General features: G+C 31.6%; 21 protein-coding genes and 4 tRNA genes. 7 read left to right on the forward strand and 18 right to left on the reverse strand.

Annotated elements, in window-relative coordinates; translation table 11 throughout:
• Positions 1 to 270: 270 nt before the first annotated feature.
• The 6 genes from J3U13_RS05255 to J3U13_RS05280 form a co-directional block, all read right to left on the reverse strand.
• Positions 271 to 489, reverse strand: coding sequence for a Flp family type IVb pilin (locus J3U13_RS05255; protein WP_267340614.1), 219 nt, complete (start codon positions 487 to 489; stop codon positions 271 to 273).
• Positions 490 to 983: 494 nt separating this feature from the next.
• Complete coding sequence (locus J3U13_RS05260; RefSeq protein ID WP_267340616.1) at positions 984 to 1,205, reverse strand: Flp family type IVb pilin; 222 nt, start codon at positions 1,203 to 1,205, stop codon at positions 984 to 986.
• Between the two features lie 1,917 nt (positions 1,206 to 3,122).
• Positions 3,123 to 3,198: transfer RNA gene (locus J3U13_RS05265), tRNA-Gly, on the reverse strand.
• Positions 3,199 to 3,268: 70 nt separating this feature from the next.
• Positions 3,269 to 3,526 carry a DUF1145 domain-containing protein gene (locus tag J3U13_RS05270; protein WP_267340618.1) on the reverse strand — a complete coding sequence of 86 codons (258 nt, stop codon included), beginning with the start codon at positions 3,524 to 3,526 and terminating at the stop codon, positions 3,269 to 3,271.
• Positions 3,526 to 4,089, reverse strand: a complete 564-nt coding sequence (gene rsmD / locus J3U13_RS05275; RefSeq protein ID WP_267340620.1) for a 16S rRNA (guanine(966)-N(2))-methyltransferase RsmD — start codon at positions 4,087 to 4,089, stop codon at positions 3,526 to 3,528. Before rsmD ends, J3U13_RS05270 begins: the two co-directional genes overlap by 1 nt.
• Positions 4,090 to 4,102: 13 nt before the next feature.
• The gene (locus J3U13_RS05280; protein ID WP_416380256.1) at positions 4,103 to 6,634 is read right to left on the reverse strand and encodes a penicillin-binding protein 1A; all 2,532 of its coding nucleotides are present in this window, start codon (positions 6,632 to 6,634) and stop codon (positions 4,103 to 4,105) included.
• Positions 6,635 to 6,902: 268 nt separating this feature from the next.
• On the opposite strand from J3U13_RS05280, the gene J3U13_RS11485 reads away from it, so the two are divergent.
• Positions 6,903 to 7,310 (forward strand): protein YgfX, encoded by a 408-nt coding sequence (locus J3U13_RS11485; RefSeq protein WP_416380532.1) that lies wholly within the window; start codon positions 6,903 to 6,905, stop codon positions 7,308 to 7,310.
• A gap of 38 nt (positions 7,311 to 7,348) precedes the next feature.
• Here the strand turns inward: J3U13_RS11485 and tusA are convergent, their stop codons facing one another.
• From tusA to J3U13_RS05310, 6 genes are all read right to left on the reverse strand, one after another.
• A complete protein-coding gene (gene tusA / locus J3U13_RS05285) occupies positions 7,349 to 7,585 on the reverse strand; it encodes a sulfurtransferase TusA (RefSeq protein ID WP_267340624.1) in 237 nt (78 codons plus the stop codon).
• 19 nt (positions 7,586 to 7,604) lie between these two features.
• A complete protein-coding gene (locus J3U13_RS05290; protein WP_267340626.1) occupies positions 7,605 to 8,411 on the reverse strand; it encodes a Cof-type HAD-IIB family hydrolase in 807 nt (268 codons plus the stop codon).
• A gap of 127 nt (positions 8,412 to 8,538) precedes the next feature.
• The gene (locus J3U13_RS05295) at positions 8,539 to 9,882 is read right to left on the reverse strand and encodes a secretin N-terminal domain-containing protein (protein WP_267340628.1); all 1,344 of its coding nucleotides are present in this window, start codon (positions 9,880 to 9,882) and stop codon (positions 8,539 to 8,541) included.
• Positions 9,872 to 10,246 carry a hypothetical protein gene (locus J3U13_RS05300; protein ID WP_267340630.1) on the reverse strand — a complete coding sequence of 125 codons (375 nt, stop codon included), beginning with the start codon at positions 10,244 to 10,246 and terminating at the stop codon, positions 9,872 to 9,874. Before J3U13_RS05300 ends, J3U13_RS05295 begins: the two co-directional genes overlap by 11 nt.
• Entirely contained in the window at positions 10,243 to 10,713 is a 471-nt protein-coding gene (locus tag J3U13_RS05305) for a hypothetical protein (RefSeq protein ID WP_267340631.1), read from the reverse strand. Before J3U13_RS05305 ends, J3U13_RS05300 begins: the two co-directional genes overlap by 4 nt.
• Positions 10,706 to 11,692 (reverse strand): PilN domain-containing protein, encoded by a 987-nt coding sequence (locus J3U13_RS05310; protein ID WP_267340632.1) that lies wholly within the window; start codon positions 11,690 to 11,692, stop codon positions 10,706 to 10,708. The genes J3U13_RS05305 and J3U13_RS05310 overlap by 8 nt, the downstream gene beginning before the upstream one ends.
• Positions 11,693 to 11,858: 166 nt before the next feature.
• Between J3U13_RS05310 and J3U13_RS05315 the strand changes: the two genes are divergently transcribed.
• The 4 genes from J3U13_RS05315 (at position 11,859) to J3U13_RS05330 (ending at position 13,344) form a co-directional block, all read left to right on the forward strand.
• A tRNA-Val gene (locus tag J3U13_RS05315) sits at positions 11,859 to 11,934 on the forward strand.
• Between the two features lie 35 nt (positions 11,935 to 11,969).
• A tRNA-Val gene (locus J3U13_RS05320) sits at positions 11,970 to 12,045 on the forward strand.
• Positions 12,046 to 12,065: 20 nt separating this feature from the next.
• A tRNA-Lys gene (locus J3U13_RS05325) sits at positions 12,066 to 12,141 on the forward strand.
• Between the two features lie 498 nt (positions 12,142 to 12,639).
• Positions 12,640 to 13,344, forward strand: a complete 705-nt coding sequence (locus J3U13_RS05330) for a tetratricopeptide repeat protein (protein ID WP_267340634.1) — start codon at positions 12,640 to 12,642, stop codon at positions 13,342 to 13,344.
• A gap of 106 nt (positions 13,345 to 13,450) precedes the next feature.
• Here the strand turns inward: J3U13_RS05330 and J3U13_RS05335 are convergent, their stop codons facing one another.
• The 6 genes from J3U13_RS05335 to J3U13_RS05360 all read right to left on the reverse strand — a co-directional run bounded on the left by J3U13_RS05335 (position 13,451) and on the right by J3U13_RS05360 (position 21,228).
• Positions 13,451 to 15,412: a glycoside hydrolase family 3 protein gene (locus J3U13_RS05335; RefSeq protein WP_267340635.1), complete on the reverse strand. Its 1,962-nt coding sequence runs from the start codon at positions 15,410 to 15,412 to the stop codon at positions 13,451 to 13,453.
• Positions 15,413 to 15,818: 406 nt separating this feature from the next.
• Complete coding sequence (locus J3U13_RS05340) at positions 15,819 to 16,442, reverse strand: LysE/ArgO family amino acid transporter (RefSeq protein WP_416380548.1); 624 nt, start codon at positions 16,440 to 16,442, stop codon at positions 15,819 to 15,821.
• A 90-nt stretch (positions 16,443 to 16,532) separates the two neighbouring features.
• Positions 16,533 to 17,882: an APC family permease gene (locus J3U13_RS05345; protein WP_267340638.1), complete on the reverse strand. Its 1,350-nt coding sequence runs from the start codon at positions 17,880 to 17,882 to the stop codon at positions 16,533 to 16,535.
• Positions 17,883 to 17,993: 111 nt separating this feature from the next.
• A complete protein-coding gene (locus J3U13_RS05350; RefSeq protein WP_267340640.1) occupies positions 17,994 to 18,413 on the reverse strand; it encodes an OsmC family protein in 420 nt (139 codons plus the stop codon).
• A 683-nt stretch (positions 18,414 to 19,096) separates the two neighbouring features.
• Complete coding sequence (gene mltB / locus J3U13_RS05355) at positions 19,097 to 20,170, reverse strand: lytic murein transglycosylase B (RefSeq protein ID WP_267340641.1); 1,074 nt, start codon at positions 20,168 to 20,170, stop codon at positions 19,097 to 19,099.
• Between the two features lie 50 nt (positions 20,171 to 20,220).
• Positions 20,221 to 21,228 carry a 2-hydroxyacid dehydrogenase gene (locus J3U13_RS05360; protein WP_267340642.1) on the reverse strand — a complete coding sequence of 336 codons (1,008 nt, stop codon included), beginning with the start codon at positions 21,226 to 21,228 and terminating at the stop codon, positions 20,221 to 20,223.
• A gap of 261 nt (positions 21,229 to 21,489) precedes the next feature.
• On the opposite strand from J3U13_RS05360, the gene J3U13_RS05365 reads away from it, so the two are divergent.
• Both J3U13_RS05365 and J3U13_RS05370 read left to right on the forward strand, forming a co-directional pair.
• The gene (locus J3U13_RS05365; protein ID WP_267340644.1) at positions 21,490 to 22,752 is read left to right on the forward strand and encodes an AmpG family muropeptide MFS transporter; all 1,263 of its coding nucleotides are present in this window, start codon (positions 21,490 to 21,492) and stop codon (positions 22,750 to 22,752) included.
• A gap of 8 nt (positions 22,753 to 22,760) precedes the next feature.
• A complete protein-coding gene (locus J3U13_RS05370) occupies positions 22,761 to 23,417 on the forward strand; it encodes an NAD(P)H-dependent oxidoreductase (RefSeq protein ID WP_267340646.1) in 657 nt (218 codons plus the stop codon).
• Positions 23,418 to 23,420 lie beyond the last annotated feature (3 nt).

Here is a 23,420-nt window from a genome sequence, read left to right on the forward strand (position 1 = left end):
GTTTTATTTAATTATTAAAGTAAAAATAATTTTCTCAATAAACTATTTCGCTAAAACATCATCGATTGTTTAAATTACATAAGAGGGAAAAAGGAGCGGCAAAGATATAAGCTTTAAAATGGCTGACAAATCAATTTTAAAAAAACTAAAAATTCAATATTTAACACTTAGGTTTATTCTTCATTTTAAAGCAAGCATAAATTACTTTAAAATAATAAACCACCCCTTATATAAAGGCGTGGTTTATATCACTATAACAAATATTTATAATTAAGAAATGATATTAGATAATTTACTATTCAATGTATTAAATACATTAGTTAACATATCATGAACTGGTCCACCTGAACTATTAAAAATAACTAAAATCACAGATGAAACACCTGCAGCAACAATTGCATATTCTATTGCAGTTACGCCACGCTCATTTTTGATGAATTTGTTTGCAAAATTTCTTACTTGTGCACGAACCGCTGATAAGTACATCATAATAACTTTCTCCTTAAATATTTACATTTTTTAAAATTATTTTTTCACTTTCTTAACTGAAAGTTTTCACATTATATGCGAATTCATATTAAATTGCCAGCAAGAAATGCAATTTTATTTTAATTTTTTTTATCAATTTAATGAACAATATAATGAATTCAACAAACAAAAAGCGCCTTAAAATCATAAGGTAAATAGGTATCGTCTTAAATAGACATTGGAAGTTTTATTTAATTATTAAAGTAAAAATAATTTTCTCAATAAACTATTTCGCTAAAACATCATTCGATTGTTTAAATTACATAAGAGGGAAAAAGGAGCGGCAAAGATATAAGCTATAAAATGGCTGACAAATCAATTTTAAAAAACCAAAAATTCAATATATTATACGTAATACTTAGTTTTATCCTTCATCTTAAAGAAAGCATAAATTACCTTAAAATAATAAACCACCCATTTATAAAGGGTGGTTAAATTAATATAATAATTATTGCTTATTGAACAATTATATTTACCAATTTAGATTTCAACTCAAAAAATATATTTTCTAACATATTGTGAACAGCACCATCATCTCGATTAAATATAGTCAAAGCCACCGCCGAAACCCCTGCAGCAACCGCTGCATATTCAATAGCGGTTACACCACGTTCATTTTTGATGAATTTATTTGCAAAATTTCTTACTTGTGCTCGAACTGCTGATAAGTACATCATAATAACTTTCTCCTTAAATATTTACATTTTTTTTAATATTTATTTACTTTATTTGTAAAGTCTTTTGCATTATATGCGCTTTAATATAACTTTACCAGTGCTAATAAAAAAATTACAACAGATATGAGTAATAAATATTTATGAATTAGTTAAAAATGAATTGAAACTAATTTTTTAGTTTGCCAGAGTAACAAGCAGACATCTTTGATGAAATAAAGATGTTAACAAAAATACAGTTAAAATTTTCATATAGTTAAAAGTATAAAAGATACTTACAATTTATTGAATAATGAATAATTTTAAAGAGGAAAATAAAAATGATAAATTAAGATAGTCATATCAATAAATTAAACTTATCTTTTCTAATCGTTATTTCTATCTACTTTAACGTTAAGAAAAGTTATACAAATAAGTATACAAACTTAGATGACAATACTTAATTTATCTTTTAGTTTATTAAATAATTCAGTTAAGGCATTTTTAGCTGGACCATCATCAAAAAAAAGAACTGTAACTATCATTGTAAGTACTGATATTATAATTATGTATTCGATCGTATGCACTCCATGTTCATTTTTTATAAATTTAATTCCACTCAATTTTAGTCGTGTAAGTATTGCTGAGATGTTCATAATAACAATGCTCCATTTATTAACTTACCGTTTATTTTTTCTTTCGCTTTTTAGGTTTTGCAAATATTATGCTAATTACCGTAAAGTACTTAGTAATAATGAATTTAAAATAATAGAAATGATAAAAAAATTTAAGGATACAAAGATATAAAAAACAACAAAATCAAAGATAATTTTTATGGAATAAAAATTTTAAATTTCAATACAACTGATATGACATATATATGTGATATATCAAGATCAGTTTATCAAATTCTGATGAAAAGAAGTTTAACAAGATTTTTGTTATCTAAAAAACGTTTATTCGCAATTTAATATTCTTAGGTGGATAGTTAGAGTAGGAAATACATTCCAAATCTAAACAAGTAACCATTTGAATATAAATAATTATCCTTTATTATCTACTATGTTGATCCATTTTTTAGATTAACGCTTCATGTTTTTTAATGAAGTGTTTAGGATTTCCATAGACTCAAGTAAAAAATAATTTTATTACTAATTCTCATATCGTTATTTTATGGCACAAAACCATTTACTGACATGCTATTTTATCAATAAAATAAACTTATCCAGTAATATATAGGTCGATGCAAAATAAATGAAAGACAAGTCTATACTATCTTCATTAAAATCAATAATGTTTGAAGTTTTAATTTATTTGAGTTCATTTCATAAAGCCCGTTTTCGTCCAGCTTGAAAAGTATAGAAGAATGATACTATATGAAAGTTTAAACAGATAAACATTATAGACTTTTTCATTCATTATCAATTTTTCAAAACATACTATGTCCTTCTAAACATTCTGTATTAAAGTCTAATAGTGTCAATTTTATTATTAGTACATACTAAAATGAGGTTACAACTTTGCGTTACATGAAACACGTTGATTAAAAGAAACATAATCAGTGTTTCATTATGATTAAATCATCGTAAATAAAGAGAGTTAATGAGTTCAGTAAGATATCGTTCCAAAAGACAAGTTATTATTAAATATAATAAACAAATTTGTATCATTAATTAATGTTTGGAAAATGACTACCATAGTTAACTTTTATCAACTTCTTTAATAAAAAATATCAATAAGTTAACCTATAAAATAACATTAGAAAAGACTAAATTAGATAATACACACCTTCATACTTAATTTAAAAAACGATGCACTTAAAAATAGGAATTATTTATTTTACATCCAGATATATTTCAGTGTTTTTGCAAAAAAATGAGAGATACAACACACCAATTATCTGGATTCGTAGGCGTTGCTAAAAGTCTATAGATAAACATTTGGAGCGGGAAACGAGGTTCGAACTCGCGACCTCAACCTTGGCAAGGTTGCGCTCTACCAACTGAGCTATTCCCGCTTACTGGAATACTTCGAAAGAAGTGGAAGCATTATACAAAATTTTTTGTATCTGGCAACCACTTTTGACGTTATTTTTTAGTTTTCCAGCTAAGTGATTCAAATACTCCAAAAATAAAAAGACGAAGTGCTTTAAATTTATCCTCTTGTTTCTCTTTATTAGTCATTGTTGATTGTAGCATGTAGGCCTGTAAACCATGAGTTATGGTAAAAGCAGCTAAACCAACATATGCGACAATATTAGCTGGTCTTGGGAAAGGATGAATCAAATTAAATAATAAAAATAACCACATTATGGTGTATAAAAATTTACCAATAAATATAAACATTAATTGTCTTCTCTTATAAAAAGATAACTGCGAACTTGCCCAACAATTTTTTCTCGATGTAATTGCCAACTAGTAGGAATATTACTCATTAGTTCGAGATCTTTTTCTGTTTCAATATAAATATATGCAGATGATTTCAACCAATCATGATCTTCTAGCTGAATAATCGTTTGGGCAACCAGTGATTGATAAAAAGGGGGATCAATAAACACAATATCAAACTGCTTTTTAGCAGGTTGATCAAGCCATGTTAGCGTATTAGTGTGATAAATATCAATTGCATCACAAGCAATAAGCTGTTTATTTTTCTTAAGTAACTGTGCAACTTGTTTATCTTTTTCAAGTAAAATTACATTTTTTGCACCTCTTGATGCTGCTTCAAAGCCTAAAGAGCCACTACCTGAAAAACAATCTAAACAATCACTATCATATATAACTGGCATTAACCAATTATATAAAGTTTCTTTAACTCTATCAGTCGTAGGTCGTAGACCTTGTTTATCGAGCACGGACAATTTACGCCCACGCCATTTTCCACCAATAATTCTTATAGAACCATTCATACTAAATTCCTTACTAGAATAGTTCCTGAGTGTTACCTTGAGAATCGGTCACACTAGTCTCTACTTCTTGAGTTGTATAAGATGTTGGTTCAGTACCTTTAATAAAATATTCAGACAATGTTTTAGAGCCTGATTGAGGTAATAATCCTGTCTTTTGATCAATGGTTACAGATATAACATTGTCCGGTTTTGTATCTTCTTTTATAGGTACATTTTGCAAGGCAACTTTCATATAATCAATCCAAACTGGATTTGCTGTCACTGACCCAGCTTCCGCTCGAATAGTTCGGCCTAAATTGCGCCGATGATCATCAAATCCCATCCATACAGTTGTTACAATATTGCCACCAAAGCCAGAAAACCAAACATCCTTAGATGCATTTGTGGTACCTGTTTTACCTCCCACATCTTTTCGACCTAATACTTTTACTCGCCAGGCTGTACCTTGCCAATCAGCCCCTCCAAATACAATTGATCTTAGTCCATCTTTCATAATAAAAGCTAAGCCACTATTGATCGTATGTGGTGCATATTGTGATGTAACATCTATAGTTTTATTATCTGAATTGATATTTGGTAATACCATAGTATCATCTGATTTAAGATTAGCTTGTTCAGGTTCTTCATTATCTGATTCGTTTATTTCATTCTCAACATTATTTAGTGATATTGGCGTTGACCCTGTATTAATAACCCCATCAGTACAATTTTTACATGCAATCAAAGGTTGATGTTGATAAATAACACCACTACCATTATTTTCCTCAATTTTTTCAATTAAATAAGGTGAAATTAAATATCCACCGTTGACAATCACTGAGTAAGCTCTAGCTACTTGCAAGGGTGTAAATGATGCAGAACCTAAAGCTAATGATTCATTAAGAGAGATATTTTCTTTTGGAAATCCAAATCTTTCTAAATAATTTGCTACATATTTAATACCTACAGCTCGTAGCGCTCTAACCATCATTACATTTTTAGACATCCCTAAACCAATTCTTAAACGTAATGGTCCAGCATAATTTGGTGGAGAATTTTTAGGCCTCCAAGTCGCACTTCCTGTCGAACGAACAATGGGTGCATCATTGAGTAGTGTCGCCATAGTTAAACCTTTTTCCAATGTAGATGTATAGATAAAAGGTTTAATATTTGATCCTAATTGACGAAGAGCTTGAGTAGCACGATTAAATTTACTTAAATAAAAATCATAACCGCCAACAATCGCTTTGATAGCCCCATTGTCTGAATCCAGTGAAACTAACGCAGCGTTGACTGCTGGAATTTGTGCTAACGCCCATTTATCATTTGTTTTCTTAACCCATATGAGTTGCCCTGATTTTAATGTATCAGATACTTTTTTCGGAAAAGCGCCTTGTTGAGTATCACTAATAAATGGACGAGCCCATTTCATATCTTGGAATGATATAACGATTTTAGATTTATCGGTTAAAACTACATTTGCTTCTGAATCAGAAGATTGAATAACAACACCAGGACACATACCACTATAGCAAGTATATTTTTTTAGCGTTATTTGAATTTGTTCATCATTCCACGCCTTTTCGTTATTTTTCCATAATGTTTTTTCAGGACCACGATAACCATGTCTTATATCATAATCAATAATATTTTTTTGTACGGCTTGCTCTGCTGCTATCTGGTCAGTTTTAGATATAGTTGTATAGACTTTATAGCCATCAGTATAAGCATTTTCACCAAATTTATCATACATAAACTGCCTTGCCATTTCTGCAATATATGGAGCTGAAAATTCGATCTGTGGTGAATGATAACTTACATTAATTGGTTTACTAATTGCCTCATTGTATTGTGCTTGAGTAATATACGATTGATCTAACATACGACCTAAAACCCAGTTACGTCTGGTCAGTGCTCGATCAGGATGTGAAATAGGATTATAAGCTGAAGGCGCATTTGGCAAACCAGCTAACAATGCCGCTTCATCGATGGTTAACTGATCTGGAGTTTTACCAAAAAAAGTATAAGATGCGGCGGCAACACCATATGCTCTAGAACCAAAGTTGATCATATTTAAATAAAGTGTCATGATTTCTTCTTTGGTAAGCTCTTTTTCCATACGAATAGCCAAAATAATTTCTCTAGCTTTTCGTGCAATACTTTTTTCTGGTGTTAAGAAAAAGTTTTTTGCAACTTGCTGGGTTATAGTGCTACCCCCTTGCGAAAACCCTTTTTGTTTCAAGCCTATGTACATTGCTCGAACAATACCAATCGGATCGATACCAAAATGCTCATGAAATCTCGCATCTTCGGTTGCAATCACGGCATTAACAACAACTGGTGGGATTTCATTGTATTTTAATGGTGTTCGTCGACGCTCACCAAAGATAGCAATAAGTTCTCCATCTTTGCTCAAAATTTGCAGGGGTGTTTGCAACCTTACATCTTTTAAGGTTGTAACATCAGGCAAGTCTTTTGAATAATAAGTATAACCAGCAATTGCTATGGCTAAAGCACATAGAAAACAGCCGATAAAAAACTTAAGAAAAAATTTTAACGCTTTAATTATTATCACAAATTATTCCTAGCTAAATTTTCAAAGGAAAATGTAAGGGTAACTAAGGCATTTTTGTTACCCCTGTAAATAATTTTACACTTAGTTTTTATTAACATTGATATGATGAATTTAATATCCTTGTTATAAAGAAAATATGTTAATCACTCATAAAAAATTACTGCAATTATGCGTATTATCTCCCATATTTAGCTTAATTTTAAGCAATTTTTACTCCCATCATTTATTAATTGTGTTTTATTTGAACCGAGTTTTTATCATGTGGAGAACTAAATTAACCCTATCCTTACAACAAATCATTATAGTATCAATAATTTATTTAATTCTAGTTATTGAATGCCTATTAAAATTTTCTGATACATTATTAAATAACTACACTTTTATTATCCTATTGTTTTTAATAAATGAATGGTGGCGAAGCATTGGTTGTTGCAAAAAAATCAAAGGAGAATTTGCAGTATTTCATCATATCAATCAGATCTATTGGTTTAAACAACGGTGGTATATAAGACATAATCCCATAATACTCCGTTACATTATTATTTTGAATTTGCAATCACGCAGAACCAATAAACGTCATACACTATTTTTAATGTCAGATAATTTTTCCCCTAGTGACTGGCGTACTTTACGTTATTATCTTTATCAAATTAGGTTGACCTGTTAAATCATATCGTTAGCCTGCAACTTTTTATCAAAAAAAGATCAATGGGATTTTTTTATCCAATATTGATAAGGTTTAGATTCTAGTTGTAATGCAAGTAGTTCATGATCCATATATCTGCAAAAACTCGGTATATCACGAGTAGTGGAAAAATCATCAGCAATCACATAGAGTACTTGTCCTATAGCCAGCTCTCTAATAGCTTTTCGAACCAGCATGATAGGCTCTGGGCAACGTAATCCCAGAGTATCAAGTTTTTTATCAAAAGTTAGAGTCATAAAATATAATTAGATTAATTTATAGTAATAAATTACTTAAATAATGGGGTACGGCATCATCAACATTTGAACCAATTACCTCTAATTGTGGTAGTTTTTGGCGTAAATCTAAACTAGCATTTTGCATAATACAACCTTTTCCTGCCATTTTTAACATTTCAAAATCATTCATGCCATCACCAAAAGCAATACTATCTTTTAGAGCGAAACCAAGTTTTTCAACTACCTTTTTTAGAGCACTGCCTTTTGATACATTTTCAGCCATAATTTCAAGACAATTTAAAGACGAAAAAGTAATGCTGATTTTACTACCATACTTTTTAACAAGCCTATTTTTTAGTTCAGCTAAATGTGGATGTAATGAATCACTACTGGTTGTAAAGTAAATTTTAGCAATATCATCGGTTTCAAAATCAGAAGGATTAAAATATTCATAAGTGAAATCTGTATCTCTATAAAAACTTAAAGAGTATGCATCTTCTTTATTAATCAGCCAATTATCACCACGGTAAACATGAGTATAAACTAATGGATCATTAATGCATTCTTTTGCGACTTCACATGCTAAAGTTGGCTCAAGACTTTGGCTAAAAATTAAATTGCCTGAGCTATCATGCACTCTAGCACCATTAGAAGTAATCATAAAAGCATCAATTTCCATATTTTCTCGCATTTGTGCTACATCAATATGATGTCGCCCTGTGGCAAAAACAAAATGGATATTTTTTTTTCGCAAAGCTTGAAGAACTTGTTTAGTATAAGGTGATAAGCTATGCTCAGGAGTTAATAAAGTGCCATCTAAATCGGAAGCTACAACACGAAACATAATATTCTCTACTTTTATAATAATTTGTAATGATGATGACTAAAAAAACTAAACATTGAAACAACAAATTCCGTTTCAAAGTAAACCATATAATCATAAACTCTGTATGATACAACTCTGATAGCATTTACTCAACTAATTGTGGTGTGATAAAAATAACAAGTTCTTTTTTCTGCTGTTTTTTACCTTTATATTTGAACAAGTGACCTATAATCGGAAGCTCGCTCACGCTTGGAACATTTCGTTTAATATTATCGCTAGTTTGTTGAAAAATACCACCCAAAACAAGAGTCTCGCCATTATTGACTATCACTTGGGTTTTAATTTCTTGGGTGTCAATAGCCAATGCTTCTCCTCCTTCGCTACGTTTAATTGCGCGACCTGCGGTGTTTTGAGTAATAAATAAATCTAAAAGCATTTGATTTTCAGATAGTATTTTAGGCGTCACCTCTAATCCTAAAACCGCTTGCTTAAACTCAATCGATGTTGCTCCATTACTACCATTTGAGACTTCGTAAGGAATTTCCGTGCCTTGCTTTATTGACGCCATATTCTGGTTAGATGTTAATAAATTAGGACTGGCGATAATTTCAACTTGATTTTCAGACTCTAATGCTGATAGTTCTAAATTAAGCAAACTACCCGAAATTTTAGCTAAATTAAAACCTATGGTTGATGTGGAGTTAGTAATACCTAACCCTACATCAAACTTACCTAATAATTGCGATGATCGTCCTAAATAGCCCCATTTAATACCCAATTCGTTCAAACCTTCATTACTCATTGTTACAATATGAGCGGATATATGTACTTGTGGCATTGGTTTATCAATGGACTTAATCAAGTTGTTAATTGCTTTAAACTGCTTTGGCAAATCCATAATAATTAGTGAATTGGTTCGTTTATCCATGATAACTTTGCCCCGTTCAGATAATAACCCATTCTGTAATATGGTTTCATTTAACGTTGTAAGATCAGCATGTTTAATTACGATAGACAAAGATTCCAATGGTTGTTTTTGCTCTTGTTGCTTTAATTCTGATTGCCGTTTTTGTTCTAAAATTTCGGGATCGACAGCTTTGGAAATAAATAAAATATTATCATCCATTGTAGCTTGTAAATTGGCCGAATCTAAAATAATACTTAATGCTTTTTGCCAATCTATGTTTTGCAGTTTAATTGTCTGTTTTATTGATAAATTTTCACCCATAATAAGATTCATTTGTTTACAATCAGCTAAAGATTGCAAAATAATAGCAATATCTGTTTGATAAAAATTCAATGAAATCAATTTATTATTGTAAAGCTCAGGATTAGAAGATAAATTAAAATGTAATTGATTTTCGTTAGCACTAACCGTACATATCATGATAATCAGAGAGATGAAAAAGCTTGTTGTTACATTCAATAATAGATGTTGACATTGCTGGAACAATTGTCGTTTTTTTGTCTGTATATCTTTAAGATTCATTTAATGACATCATCCATTCGATAGTTTCATTACAATAATCTGTCAAATTTGCTTGCCACACAATTTTATGGTTTTGCCAAGATTGAACAAACCAGGGAAATAATACGTGAGACGGAACCTCATGATTTATGGCTAGCCAATGATTCTCTGAATAAAGCCAAATTTGCGGGTAATAATGGCTCTTTTGTTTAATAAAGCCTTTAAATCGCCAAGCTTGTATCTGTTTTAATAATATCTCTTTCTGTTCGTTACATGATATCTGCGTTGGTTTAACAAATGGATCCCGATTAAAATTTAATTCAGCAATGGCATTAAAACAATGAGTAATCAATAATAAACTAATTATAGATAAGTTTGACTTCATTCCATTTTCCTTTTAAATAATAAGGTAAATATAATTTGTAAATAAGATTCCTGTTTAATCATCTTTAAATCTCGAAAATTCAAATAATAATCTTTATTCAGCTCTGAGATTAAATTCATAAAATCAATAAATTCACCGTTTAGTTCAATATCCCAATTAATTGTTTCCTCGGTTTGATAATGTTTGAAGGCATTTAATACTAAATGATTTCGTTCAATATATTGAGCAAATTCACTTTGATTGATCATAGTCAATGAACTGTTTTGCCCAAATCGATAAAGCATAAGCCTTGATTGTAACGATACTATTTGTAATTGTTTTTGTTGATATAATTTTTGTTGCTCTTCTGATTGGTTACTTATATCGTGAATAAATAACAGATAACCGGTAATAAAAGTAACCAAAAGTAACAAAATACAGATTAAATATTGTTGCCAAAGTGGGCGATTGTAAAAATCACTATTCATTTAGGTCAATATCCATTTCAAAAGACAAACTGCTTTTATTATTAGCAATCATTTTAATTTGGCTTTTACTGACGTTTTTATGTTGTAAAAGATTTAAGTTAAAATTAGTGAGTTCAATATAGTTAAAACTATGCCCTCTTATTGTTATGTTATCGAGTTCATAATTGAACGAAGTTAACCAAATATTTGAAGGTAATTGTAATGAAATTAAGATTAATGATTGATGGATTTGTCTTTGACTTATTGAGGGATTAGGCAAATAATTCAATAATTGCTCATTTAACTTTTGCTCAATAAGTTGTAAATGTGTAACATTGGTTTTATAGCGGGTTAATTTTGTATGGGCTTGCCGCCACATATAACAAAATAAACAACTCATGACGCCAATCAAACATACAATTACAATTGATAAATACAATTTTTGCTTTTTATATTGGCTTTGTCTCCATGGTAAAAAATTGAATTTTTTATTATCAATTGTGTAACCAATAAAATTTATTACACATTCATTTTCCTTAAATAATCTAATCCAGCTATTAACATAATCTCGCTCACAAATTGCAACCATAATTTGGTTCTGGTTCTGTTTATCAGCCAAAAAAATAAAATCATAAAAGACATGTTTAGCTGACACTCCAAATAATTTATAGATCGAAGCCTCAATATACAAAGCAATTTCGTTAATTTGCAATTTAACATCAGGTCTTGTTAACTTGGTTAATTGAATATAGGTATCAGAAAGGTTTATTTCATATTTTGTATATTTAGGTAATTTTGCTTGTAGTTGACTAACTAAAATATCAATATCATTGAAATTTTGATAATGATATTCAATTAAATTGCCGTAACGGGAAAACGCTAATCGCCCATTAGATTGATTTATCTTATATCTTATAATATTGGATTCGACATGAATTACGACCTGACATTTATCTAATATTTTCATTGATTGACTGACCATAAAAATAATTTCATCCATAAATCATAGTCACATTAAGCAATATGAATACGAATAAAAGGAGTTTTTGTGATACATTATCCAAAAAACGTTTAAAATTAAATCGAACAAAGCTAATTTTGCAGAAAATTAAAAAAAAAGGTTGACTGAAATAAGGCGTGCCTTATAATGCACATCCACACGGTAAGGGTGATTAGCTCAGTTGGGAGAGCACCTCCCTTACAAGGAGGGGGTCACTGGTTCGAACCCGGTATCACCCACCAATCTTTACCGTGACGTTTTAGAAATAAAACACTTGGGGTGATTAGCTCAGTTGGGAGAGCACCTCCCTTACAAGGAGGGGGTCACTGGTTCGAACCCGGTATCACCCACCACTTTTGTCAGTTTTCTACATGGGTTGTTAGCTCAGTCGGTAGAGCAGCGGACTTTTAATCCGTTTGTCGAGCGTTCGAATCGCTCACGACCCACCACTTTTTTATCTTTCTTTTTTAAGATTTTATTCAATAAGTCAGTATATTGATCTATAAAAGTACAAGCATTTAACTAATTTGCTTGGAATAAATCTGATTAACATTAAGTGTCTGCACTGAAATCATAAAAAATACGATGTTTTTAATTATAAGGATCCGAACCCATCTATCATTTTTCTATTTTAAAATAAATATTAACAATGATTAATTAATCGCTAATATGTTTGGATTTGATGAATTAATATTCAACTATTTTTAATCAACGCGAATATTGCCCAAAAGGTTAAGTACACGTTATATCAAACAGTCAAACTTACATCTTTTCTACAAAAGTATTGTTTAAAATCAATTCTATTTAATCAGCGTATCTACAATATTAAATATTTTATTGTTCACTTATAATCTTGACTTTTTCAATCAACAATAAATCAACTAACGATCTAAAGAGATATCATGTAAAATGTATCAATATCAAAAGGATATGATTAAGGAAATAATATGAAAAAGTTAGTGTTATTGGGATTGATTATGATCAATTTGTTGACTGCTTGTAGTTCTAATTCTAATTATAATGAAGTTGAAACTTATAACAATAAAGAAGTGTTATACAAAAAAGCAGTTATATTACAGGATGCTGCAGCACAATTTGCATTAGGTGCGAATTACTATTTTGGACAAAATGGTTATACGAAAGATTATGACCAAGCTAAAAAATGGTTTGAAGCATCAGCCAAACAGGGATATACATCATCTCAATATAATTTAGGTCTTATGTATAATAAGGGAGAAGGAGTAAAACGTGATTATAAAAAAGCAATAATGTACTATGAACAAGCCGCACAGGCTAACTTTATAAGAGCGCAAAATAATTTAGGCTTAATATATTATGAAGGTAAAGCTGTTCCACAAGATTTAGATAAAGCGAAACTGTGGTTTGAAAAAGCAGCCAATCAAGGACATCTAAAATCTCAAGCTGCATTAGCGAGCATATATTTATTAAATGATAAAAACTATCCTAAAGGATTGGAATTACTTAAAAAAGGACTAAAAGCCAATAACCCTCAAGCACAATTATTAATGGGTGTGTTGTATGATAATGGAACAGCAGTATCAAAAGATAAAAATAAAGCAAAAAAATATTATAGTTTAGCTTGCAAAAACGGGGTACAAAAAGCGTGTGAACTTTCCAAAAATATTCATTGATAATTGAATGCAGTTCATTAGCTTTCTTAAACAATTAATAAGCTGAAGGTAATGATAACAATATTATTGCCATCACCAAGATAGCAATAATATTAAGCAAGATGAATTAACGGGTCAATCCATATCCTAATGGATACAAAAATTTCATGTCATTTGGTAAATCAGAAGATTGTTTAATTACACTTTCCATTGAATCTGGTAAAGCAAATGGCATTTTAGCGATATATGGTTTATCCGCCAATAAACGTTCAAACAATACTTCATCATTTACACCAAAATTAGCCACAACTGCACTAGCGTATTGTTTTATAGGGGTGAGAACAGCAGGTCGATCTAAATAAATTGTTACAATAACCGGATGTTTTTTACTTGCCTTGGCGATAAATTCAATATTTTTATCATTTGCAGAAAATGCAAGTGAACCTTCATGATGTCTTAAACCAAAAAAGTAATTTTTATGATTCTGTTCAAAGGGAGCATCAATACGTGCAACCACTACATTCGCATCATCAATATCATCAACAATAGTTACTTGATTTTTTAATTGATTTTTTGTTTCTGTTACAAAACCATGCAAGTAAACTTTCTTATTAGTATCTAGTGGTAAGGTTTGTTGTTTATTTTCAAGTAACACCATTGAGTTGAATTGTGCTTTATTCGCAATTTGTTGAAAATTTTGATTACCAACAAATTTGCTTGCTTCATTAGGATCAATAAAAGGTGTTTCAAATTGGCCTAAAGCAAATTTTTGCGTTAAAATTGCCAATACTGCACTGTCTATCAGCTTCTCATCCAATTTATTATTTTTAACTGCAGAGACAATAGTTGAACTATTGCTTACCCCTCCAAATTGTTGAACACCAGCTAGGATCGCTTTAATAAAACGCTCTTCCACTGTTAAATTCTCAACTCCCCAGGGCATCCCTTCAGCTTTAGGTTCAACTCCTTGAGGCGTACCATTAATACAAACGTCATTACAGTCTTTAGTAATATTCCAATCACTCATGATGACACCTTTAAATTTATAGGTATCACGCAGTAAATCTTTTAATAAATAATTATTAAAACCTGCACCAACAGGATCGATTCTATGATTATTTATTTGCGCATTTTTCAATATGGAGTATGTTGGCATTATGGCTGCGACATTCACCTCGAATGCTCCAGTGAATGGGATAATATGTTTTTTTAAACTATCCTTTTCCGTAAATCGTGCATATTTTCCATAAAAGCTATGACTATCAAACCCTTCTTCAGCCGCACCATAACCAACCCAATGTTTAACAACGGCAGAAACGCTTTGTGAATTTAATCCCTCTTTTCCATTTTGCATACCGGAGATATAACCACGTACCATTTTTTTACTCAATTCAGGATTTTCACCAAAAGTGCCTTCAAAACGTGCCCAACGTGGTTCAGTACCTAAATCGGCCATTGGGGATAATGCTTGAGTTATCCCTAAAGATCGATATTCTTGACGAATAATATCCCCATATTTATTAATGTCTTTTTCACTACCAATTGCAGCCATTCCTAATGTTCCTGGCCATTGGCTAAAACCATTTTTAGTAGTTTTTTCATTACCATAATAAAAAGTATTTCGTGGATCAACACTGATAGTCAAAGGTATAGATAAACGTGATGATTCTGCAATTTTTTGCAACTGATTATTTTGCTGAGCAAAATCTTCTGGACTAACTTCTAATCGAGTGATTAAACTATTTACTTTATCATTCAGTATCAGGTTCTTGAGTTCTTCTAAATTATATTTATCACCATGACCAAGTTCATCTTCTAAACTTCGAGCATTACCATGCATCATCATACCAGCCTTTTCTTCAAGCGTCATTCTAGCTAGTAAATCCTTTGCGCGCTGTTCTGGTGTCAAACGCCAATCTTCATAAGGAGTGAGCTTGCCATCTTTATCCATATCTTTAAATTGAAAATTTTCAACAGTGATAGTTTTTAATTCTTGACTTTCAATTTTAACCTGCTGAATTGCCCATAATGGATTGAATACTAGTACAGAGCTAATTAACAATGCTAGCTTCAATGTTTTACATTTCATATTACACTCCTTGGATAACTTATGATATTTAAGCTGATTTTTGTGCGCTTAAAACAACAAAACCTAAACGCTTTGCTCCCCCAAATGCTTAGGTTTGTTTATATACTCTCTTGTTAAGCTGCACAGTAACGATCCGAAATATGCTCAATAAACTAGCATTAATAATAGAAAGAAGAAATCAACGATTGAGGTTAATTGAAACAATTGTGATAATAATCACAGTTTTTTGTTATTACTTCAACAAAATAGTGATTTTACATATCTATTTAATATTCCTAAAAAAGTTTACTTATCAAAAAGGAAGGTGAAGAGAATTTAAACTCATCGGAACAAAAATAAAATAAGGCGCAATATGATTTAGCTTATACTCTATCTAACTGAAATTGCACCTAGAATGAAAACTGACCTAACTATTACAATACACATGGAAAATTAAACGATACGCAATATAAAACATGATTACACCAACTAAACAATCCAAAATCACCCACATTCTTTTTTGTTTAAATAATGAAGTAAGTAATCTAGCACCATAACCAATACTAAAAAACCAGATAAATGAAACACACGCAGCACCAATTAGAAAAGCAATTTTTTGTTCACTGCTTAACGTTCCAGCAATACCGCCAACAATCACTACGGTATCTAAATATACATGTGGATTAAGTAAAGTAACGGCTAACGTTGCCAATATTACTTTGATAAAACTGCTTTTATTAGAGTCTTGTGATTGGAGTTGTATACTACTTGTTCCCTTAATTGCACTTTTAAACGCCCCAAAACCATACCAAATTAAAAAAAGTGCACCTAATATTGCTAATACATTCGTGATTAAGGGATTACTACTAATAAATGTGCCTACTCCTAGGATTCCAATTGACATCAATACAAAATCACAAATAAAACAGATCCCCGATACATAAAATATATGATTTCGTAATAAACCTTGTTTGAGAACAAATAAGTTTTGTGCACCGATGGCAATAATTAAACTGGCTGAAATTAATGCCCCTCTTAATATTTCTGATATCATTTTGTTAAAATATTGAGTTAAAATGGACAAGCATTATCGTATAATAAATACGATTGATCAATAGTTCAAAATATTTCAATGAGATAATTAATATTTCTCTTTTTTAAACCAAATTAATTGGGCTTTATTTTTATTAAAATAAAGAATTATCAAACCAACTGCTAACCAAACAATACCTACAATTTTTGCGTAATTATCAATGTGTAATAGTACTGGCAAAAGTACAAGGATACCAACAATAGGTATCAAAACATCCAAAATCCATGAAAGCCCTCCTTTGGAAGCTTTTTTGAATCTAAAATAACCAATGACTGAAGTGTGTAACATAATAAATGCTGTTAAGGCTCCAATATCAACAAATGAGACTAGAATCTGCAATCCTTTAGCACTATTAGCGGCTATAATTACTAAGCATAAATTAAATAGAGCTGCAAATAAGATTGCCATTATCGGAACACCACTTTTCTGACTTATTTTTGCAAAAAATAAGGGTAAACGCTTATCGCGTCCCATGCTGAATAAAAGACGGCTTGAAGCAGCCTGTCCAACCATTGCAGCAAATGAAGCTCCTACAGCTTTCATTAAACTTAATGACCATCCTAACCATAAATTAATTTCTTGATTGACAATATTATAATAAGCTTTGCCTTGTAATTTGGGATGACTACGTAAATATTCAGCATCATAAGGAGAAAGTAAGGATACAACGTAAATCTGTATTACAAATAGACAACCAGCTAAAATTAAACAACTAATAATAGCCTTACTAACTAAATTGCGTTGACCACTATTCTCTTCTGAGAAAGTGGCAATAGCGTCAAATCCCAAATAAGATAAAACAGCAATAGATACGGCACTAAACAGATGACTCCAAGTAAATGCAGACCCACCAATGAAAGGTTTTAACCATTCTCGGCTAAGATCACTTGTTACTATGATCCAAATCCCAACAAATAACACCGCAAGCAGTACTACGATTTCAAGCAATAAAATCAGTAAGGTAATTTTGGCTGATTTTTTAACCCCAATTAAATTTAATGTGGTAGTTAATACTAGCGCTAAACAAGTCCATATCCATACGGGCACTTCTGGTATCAAAGCATTAAGTGATATACCACTAAATAAGTAAGCAACGGCTGGGATAAACATATAATCAAGAAGTAACAACCAACCAACTAAAAAACCTACATTTTGATGAATGCCTAGAGAACAATAAGCATAAACGGCTCCCGCATGAGGTAAAGCATTCGCCATTCTAGCATATGAATAAGCGGTAAATGCCATCACTAAAGTGGCAACAATATAAACTGAAGCAATGGCACCATCACTCACCGCATCTAAAACACCAAATAATCCTACTGGTGCCGCTGGACCAATAAAAAGCAATCCCAAAATAACCATATCTCGAAATTGCATATTTTTACTTAGCTGTTGCATAATCATTCCTTTGTAACAATCTATAAATAGGATAAAATGTTAAATGATTACTGTAAAACTCACTAAGATCAGCTAGTTATTAAATTATAATTTTTTGTTATAAGAAAAGGGTTATTCATGTGCTCTTATTTCATAAGTATATGACATTTTTGCTGTTTTACCTAACATAATAGAGGCACTGCAATATTTTTCGGAAGCAAGTTTTATCGCATATTCAATGGTTTCGTTATCTACCTTAACACCAGTAATTACAATATGAAAATTAATTTTGGTATACACTTTTGGTGAAGATTCTGCTTGAGCTTTATCAATTTCAATCCAAAGATCCCGCACATCCTTTTTTTTATTTTTTAATATAGCAATAATATCATAAGCCATACATCCAGCAGCACCATGCAATAAAAGTTCCATAGGGCGGGGACCACGATTACGTCCGCCATGCTCAATCCCACCATCCATCACTAACGAATGACCACTTGCGGTCTCGCCTAAAAAACCAAAATCATCAATCCACTTTAAACGATCTTTCATTATTCACTCCTTTCAATTTAAATTTATTTTAAAACTTTTTAAATTTAAGTTAGATAACATAAGCTTTTTTGAAACATTCTGTCATCTTTTGCTTATTATTTTATTAACCTATTGAAAAAAACAGGTTTAACTATATTACTAATAGAATTATTGATACATATTTTAAACAACTCGGATAGAATAACCAAATTATTTGCAACAAGAATGAAAATGATGACTATCATTGAGCTAGCAATGATTATCATCTAAATATTAAATAGACAGTTTGATGGCTTTATTTCACCTTAAAGATAAATATACAATTGTTAAGTTTGTTATCTTTCTTATTATCAGAGCTAGGAATGATTGGCTTGCAAGAGTATTTAGCATTGGTAGGAGGAATCATTGATTATACTTGCATTCATTTTAATCTCGAGCATTTCAATTTTGGTAACCATTATAAGTAGCATATCGCTATAGCTTTATTATATTTCTGTAATCCTAAGCCTAATTACCATACCGATATAATATATGCAGTAGTTATAATATTTGATTACAGGGAAGTTTAGTGAGTCTCAACCAGTATATAAAAACAATAAATAGATTTGTTAAAATTATTTAGGAGTCTATACCGTTTCAATTCAAAACTAAAAAATAGATCGCAATTGCGACCTTTTAATTAAATGATGAAACACGTTATGGTCTTATCGTGCCTCTTTCACTGCTAAACCTAATTGCCATACTGCCATAGCATAATGCGTACTGTGGTTATAACGTGTGATGACATAGAAGTTTGACAAACCATACCAATATTGATAACTATCGCCCATATCCAACCGTAATAAACTGACCTTATTATGACCATCTAATGAACTTTTCGGCTTCAGTCCTAATTTAGCTAATGCTGCAACAGAATATTTTGTACTAAATCCAGTATCAAGTGATGGCGCTTGCCCTTCGGCAATAACTGCTACTTTTCTACCACGTTGCCAACCATGTGCTTTAAAATAGTTAGCCACACTACCAATTGCATCAACAGGATCCCACAGATCAATGTGGCCATCATTGTTAAAATCGATAGCGTGAATTCTGAACGCTGATGGCATAAATTGACCATATCCCATTGCTCCAGCAAACGATCCAGTTAGGTCAAATGGGTCAACACTCTCATCACGGCACATAACTAAGAAATGTTCTAATTCACCTAAAAAATATTGTGATCGTCTTGGATAATAAAAAGCCAGCGTTGAAAGTGCATCAATGATTTTGGTTTTACCCATCACTCGTCCCCAACCAGTTTCAACGCCAATGATGCCCACAATTATTTCAGGCGGTACACCATATTTGTTATATGCTTGTTGTAACTCTTTTTCGTAAATATTCCAAAATTCTACACCACGAGGTAAATTACTCGGCGTGATGAATTTGTTTTTGTAACGGATCCATGCACCATTAGGACCTGTAGAAGGGCTCAATTTTGGTGCCTGCTTATCCATTAAATTAATTACCCAGTCAAGTTTGTTAGTTTGTGAAAGCACTTCGCGTAATTGCTTACGATTAAAACCATATTTGTTGACCATTCTCGTAATAAAATTTTCTTGATCAATTGCCAATAGTTCATTGTTGGTTTTTGGCGCATTATGTTCTTTTTCTAAATAGACACCACCTTCGACGCTAGGATGTCCGCGATGTTCTTGCATTGGCGATATTGAAGATTTCTCACTACTACAAGCTGCAAGCAACAATACTATATTAACTAGAATAATGATTCGCTGCATATAAAACCTATATTTTATGTAATTAAAAAATCGACGACATCTTAAATTACTTATTGTTTTTCAACAATATTTGGACAATATTTCCCTTCAGCAATTTGTTTGATATTATTTAAAGTTGTCTCCGAAATATTCAACAACGCTTCTTGAGTTAAAAAAGCCTGATGTCCAGTAAAAATAACGTTATGACATGAGGATAATCGTCGAAATACGTCATCTAAAATGACATCATTTGATTTATCTTCAAAAAATAGGTCTCGTTCGTTTTCATAGACATCCATACCTAAAGCACCAATTTTGGTTTGTTTTAATGCATCAATTGCAGCTGTAGCATCTAATAATGCCCCTCGACTGGTATTGATAATCATGACGCCATCTTTCATTTTTTGGAAAGATTCTTTATTTAATAAATGATAGTTTTCAGGTGTCATTGGGCAATGTAAAGTGATGACATCAGATTTAGCATAAAGCTCATCTAATTCGACATATTGTGCACCGAGTTCGACAACCATTTCGTTGGGATATGGGTCATAAGCTAATATATGCATTCCAAAACCTTTTAAGATACGAATCACTGCTTGACCAATTTTACCCGTTCCAATAACGCCTGCAATGCGATTGTGCATATTAAAACCTGTTAATCCATCTAAAGAAAAATTAGCATCGCGTGTGCGTTGATAAGCCTTATGAGTACGACGATTAAGAGTCATCATCAACGCAACTGCATGTTCAGCGACGGCTTCAGGAGAATAAGCAGGGACCCGTACAACGGTAATACCTAATTTTTTAGCTTCAGCAAGATCAACATTATCAAATCCCGCGCAGCGTAATGCTAATATTTTTATGCCATATTCAGCCAATTTGTGTAAAACTTTTTTATCAACTTCGTCATTTACAAATACACAAACTGCATCATAGCCTTGCGCAGTAACGACTGTCTTTTGGCTCAGTTTGTGTTCATAATATTCGATATCGAAACCAAATTTTTTATTAGTGATTTCAAGATGTTCTTTGTCATAATGTTTACTACTGAAAACAGCAATTTTTTTTGGATTTTTCATATTATTACATTCCTCTGAAAGGTGATTAGTTAATCTGTTAATCGGTAGTTTGGTTTATACTTGATTAATAACAGCGTTTTGAAGCATTTTCTTGAATACTTCAAATAAGTGAAGTTTTTATTTCAAGACATCCATTGTCACAGTTTTTCAATTTAGAATCCAGTTTGAAATAATTTGTTTTATCTTGGTTTACAGAATTATTTTTTATAGTTGTATGCTATGATAACATTTTGTAAAAAAACTAACCAATAAAGTTAAATAATGTCTAATGAGCAAAATTCACTTGTAAAAACAATTTTTACCGAAAAGATGCTGATATGTATTTTTACTGGATTTGCATCGGGTTTACCTTTTTATTTATTGTTGCAATTATTACCTGCTTGGCTACAAAGCGAAGGTATCAATATCAAAACGATTGGTGCGTTTTCGTTAACACAATTTCCTTATATTTTGAAATTTGTGTGGGCGCCATTTATGGACAATATCTCGCTTTTCAATATGGGGAGAAGACGAGGATGGATGCTTGCCTCACAAATATTGTTAGTTTTATTTATCATAATTTTAGGTTTTTTTTCACCTACACTACACATTTGGGTAATTGCTTCTATCTGCTTCATTATTGCTCTTTTTTCAGCAACCCAAGATATTGCCCTTGACGCCTTTAAGCGAGAATTATTATCAGATAATGAACAGGGACTTGGCAACAGTATTCATACTAATGCTTATCGTGTTTCGGGTCTAGTGCCTGGTTCACTATCCTTGATTCTGTCCAACTATCTTCCTTGGAACAGTGTTTTTATTATCACTGGGCTTTTTATGTTGCCAGCAATTGTTATGACATTGAAAGTAAAAGAACCCATTAATCAAGTCCCCACAATACATAGCATCGAAGATATCATAATTAAGCCATTTAGTGAATTCATCAATCGTCAAGGTATAAAAAGTGCACTCACAATTTTAGCTTTTATTTTCCTTTATAAATTGGGCGATAGTATGGCAACCTCACTTGCAACTCCTTTTTATTTACAAATGGGTTTTAGCCGTTTAGATATTGGTTGGATTGCTAAAAATGCATCTTTATGGCCAAGTGTATTTGGTGCATTAATGGGCGGAATATTGATGATAAAAATAGGTACTAATCGCGCTCTTTGGTTATTTGGTATTGTGCAAGTTATATCTATTTTAGGATTTGCATGGTTATCTATTGAAGGTCCATTTACTGAAATCACCTACAAAGCTAAATTTTTATTAGCTTTGGTGATTAGCTTTGAAGCGTTAGGCGTTGGGTTAGGATCAGCGGCCTTTGTAGCCTTCATAGCCCAAACGACAAATCCTCTTTATACAGCAACACAATTTGCTTTATTTACAAGCATTGCTTCTATTCCTAGAACATTACTTAATGCCACCACAGGTATTATGGTTAATTATTTAGGATGGACAACCTACTTTAGCTTATGTACGATTCTTGCTATACCAGGTATGTTACTATTATTAAAAGTTGCCCCATGGAATACAAAAAAATAGGAGAGAACATGGATAAATTAACACAAGCCTTATATTTTCGACATGCATGTAAAAAATTTGATGAAACAAAAAAGATTGATTCAGCTGAAATTGAATATATTTTAGATGCAGGTCGCTTATCACCTTCTGCGTTTGGCATTGAACCTTGGCATTTTGTAGTGATTGACAGCCCTAAAATCAAAAGTGAATTATATGAGGTTTGTTACAATCAAGAGCAAGTCACCAGTTGCTCACATTATGTGATTGTACTTTATCGTAAGTCTAACTGTTTTTCGGTACAAAGTGAGTATTTTCGTAACGCTGTTGCCCGAACCTTACCTAACCCTAATGATCAAAATAGTATAGATATAACGTGCCAATCGATCATCAACTTTTATGAAAAAGGTCTAGCTAGTGGCTTAACGCTGAATCATTCGTTAGAAATGCAAGCTTACCTTGCTTGTGCCAATATGCTTACAGCAGCCGCCTATCATAATATTGATTCTTGTGCAATTGGTGGATTTCAACATGATGGAATTATTAAAATTTTAGAAAATCGTATACCTTCATTTAATGGTGAAAATTTTGGTGTAGGGCTATGTTTAGCATTTGGTTATCGAATCAATGAACCAACACCTAAAATACGCTGGCCACTTAAAGATATTACGACTTATCTATCAGAATAATTT

Origin of the sequence: Gilliamella sp. B2887 (assembly GCF_026537015.1) — a bacterium.
Taxonomy (GTDB): domain Bacteria; phylum Pseudomonadota; class Gammaproteobacteria; order Enterobacterales; family Orbaceae; genus Gilliamella.

What these genes read in the sequence shown, in the direction of transcription:
- J3U13_RS05360 (WP_267340642.1), bottom strand. Translation starts at nt 21,228, where the DNA reads ATGAAAAATCCAAAAAAAATTGCTGTTTTCAGTAGTAAACATTATGAC.
- J3U13_RS11485 (WP_416380532.1), top strand. Translation starts at nt 6,903, where the DNA reads ATGTGGAGAACTAAATTAACCCTATCCTTACAACAAATCATTATAGTA.
- rsmD (WP_267340620.1), bottom strand. Translation starts at nt 4,089, where the DNA reads ATGAATGGTTCTATAAGAATTATTGGTGGAAAATGGCGTGGGCGTAAA.
- J3U13_RS05270 (WP_267340618.1), bottom strand. Translation starts at nt 3,526, where the DNA reads ATGTTTATATTTATTGGTAAATTTTTATACACCATAATGTGGTTATTT.
- J3U13_RS05350 (WP_267340640.1), bottom strand. Translation starts at nt 18,413, where the DNA reads ATGAAAGATCGTTTAAAGTGGATTGATGATTTTGGTTTTTTAGGCGAG.
- J3U13_RS05295 (WP_267340628.1), bottom strand. Translation starts at nt 9,882, where the DNA reads ATGAATCTTAAAGATATACAGACAAAAAAACGACAATTGTTCCAGCAA.
- J3U13_RS05335 (WP_267340635.1), bottom strand. Translation starts at nt 15,412, where the DNA reads ATGAAATGTAAAACATTGAAGCTAGCATTGTTAATTAGCTCTGTACTA.
- J3U13_RS05305 (WP_267340631.1), bottom strand. Translation starts at nt 10,713, where the DNA reads ATGAATAGTGATTTTTACAATCGCCCACTTTGGCAACAATATTTAATC.
- J3U13_RS05255 (WP_267340614.1), bottom strand. Translation starts at nt 489, where the DNA reads ATGATGTACTTATCAGCGGTTCGTGCACAAGTAAGAAATTTTGCAAAC.
- J3U13_RS05365 (WP_267340644.1), top strand. Translation starts at nt 21,490, where the DNA reads ATGTCTAATGAGCAAAATTCACTTGTAAAAACAATTTTTACCGAAAAG.
- tusA (WP_267340624.1), bottom strand. Translation starts at nt 7,585, where the DNA reads ATGACTCTAACTTTTGATAAAAAACTTGATACTCTGGGATTACGTTGC.
- J3U13_RS05290 (WP_267340626.1), bottom strand. Translation starts at nt 8,411, where the DNA reads ATGTTTCGTGTTGTAGCTTCCGATTTAGATGGCACTTTATTAACTCCT.
- J3U13_RS05310 (WP_267340632.1), bottom strand. Translation starts at nt 11,692, where the DNA reads ATGGATGAAATTATTTTTATGGTCAGTCAATCAATGAAAATATTAGAT.
- J3U13_RS05370 (WP_267340646.1), top strand. Translation starts at nt 22,761, where the DNA reads ATGGATAAATTAACACAAGCCTTATATTTTCGACATGCATGTAAAAAA.
- J3U13_RS05345 (WP_267340638.1), bottom strand. Translation starts at nt 17,882, where the DNA reads ATGCAACAGCTAAGTAAAAATATGCAATTTCGAGATATGGTTATTTTG.
- J3U13_RS05300 (WP_267340630.1), bottom strand. Translation starts at nt 10,246, where the DNA reads ATGAAGTCAAACTTATCTATAATTAGTTTATTATTGATTACTCATTGT.
- mltB (WP_267340641.1), bottom strand. Translation starts at nt 20,170, where the DNA reads ATGCAGCGAATCATTATTCTAGTTAATATAGTATTGTTGCTTGCAGCT.
- J3U13_RS05260 (WP_267340616.1), bottom strand. Translation starts at nt 1,205, where the DNA reads ATGATGTACTTATCAGCAGTTCGAGCACAAGTAAGAAATTTTGCAAAT.
- J3U13_RS05330 (WP_267340634.1), top strand. Translation starts at nt 12,640, where the DNA reads ATGAAAAAGTTAGTGTTATTGGGATTGATTATGATCAATTTGTTGACT.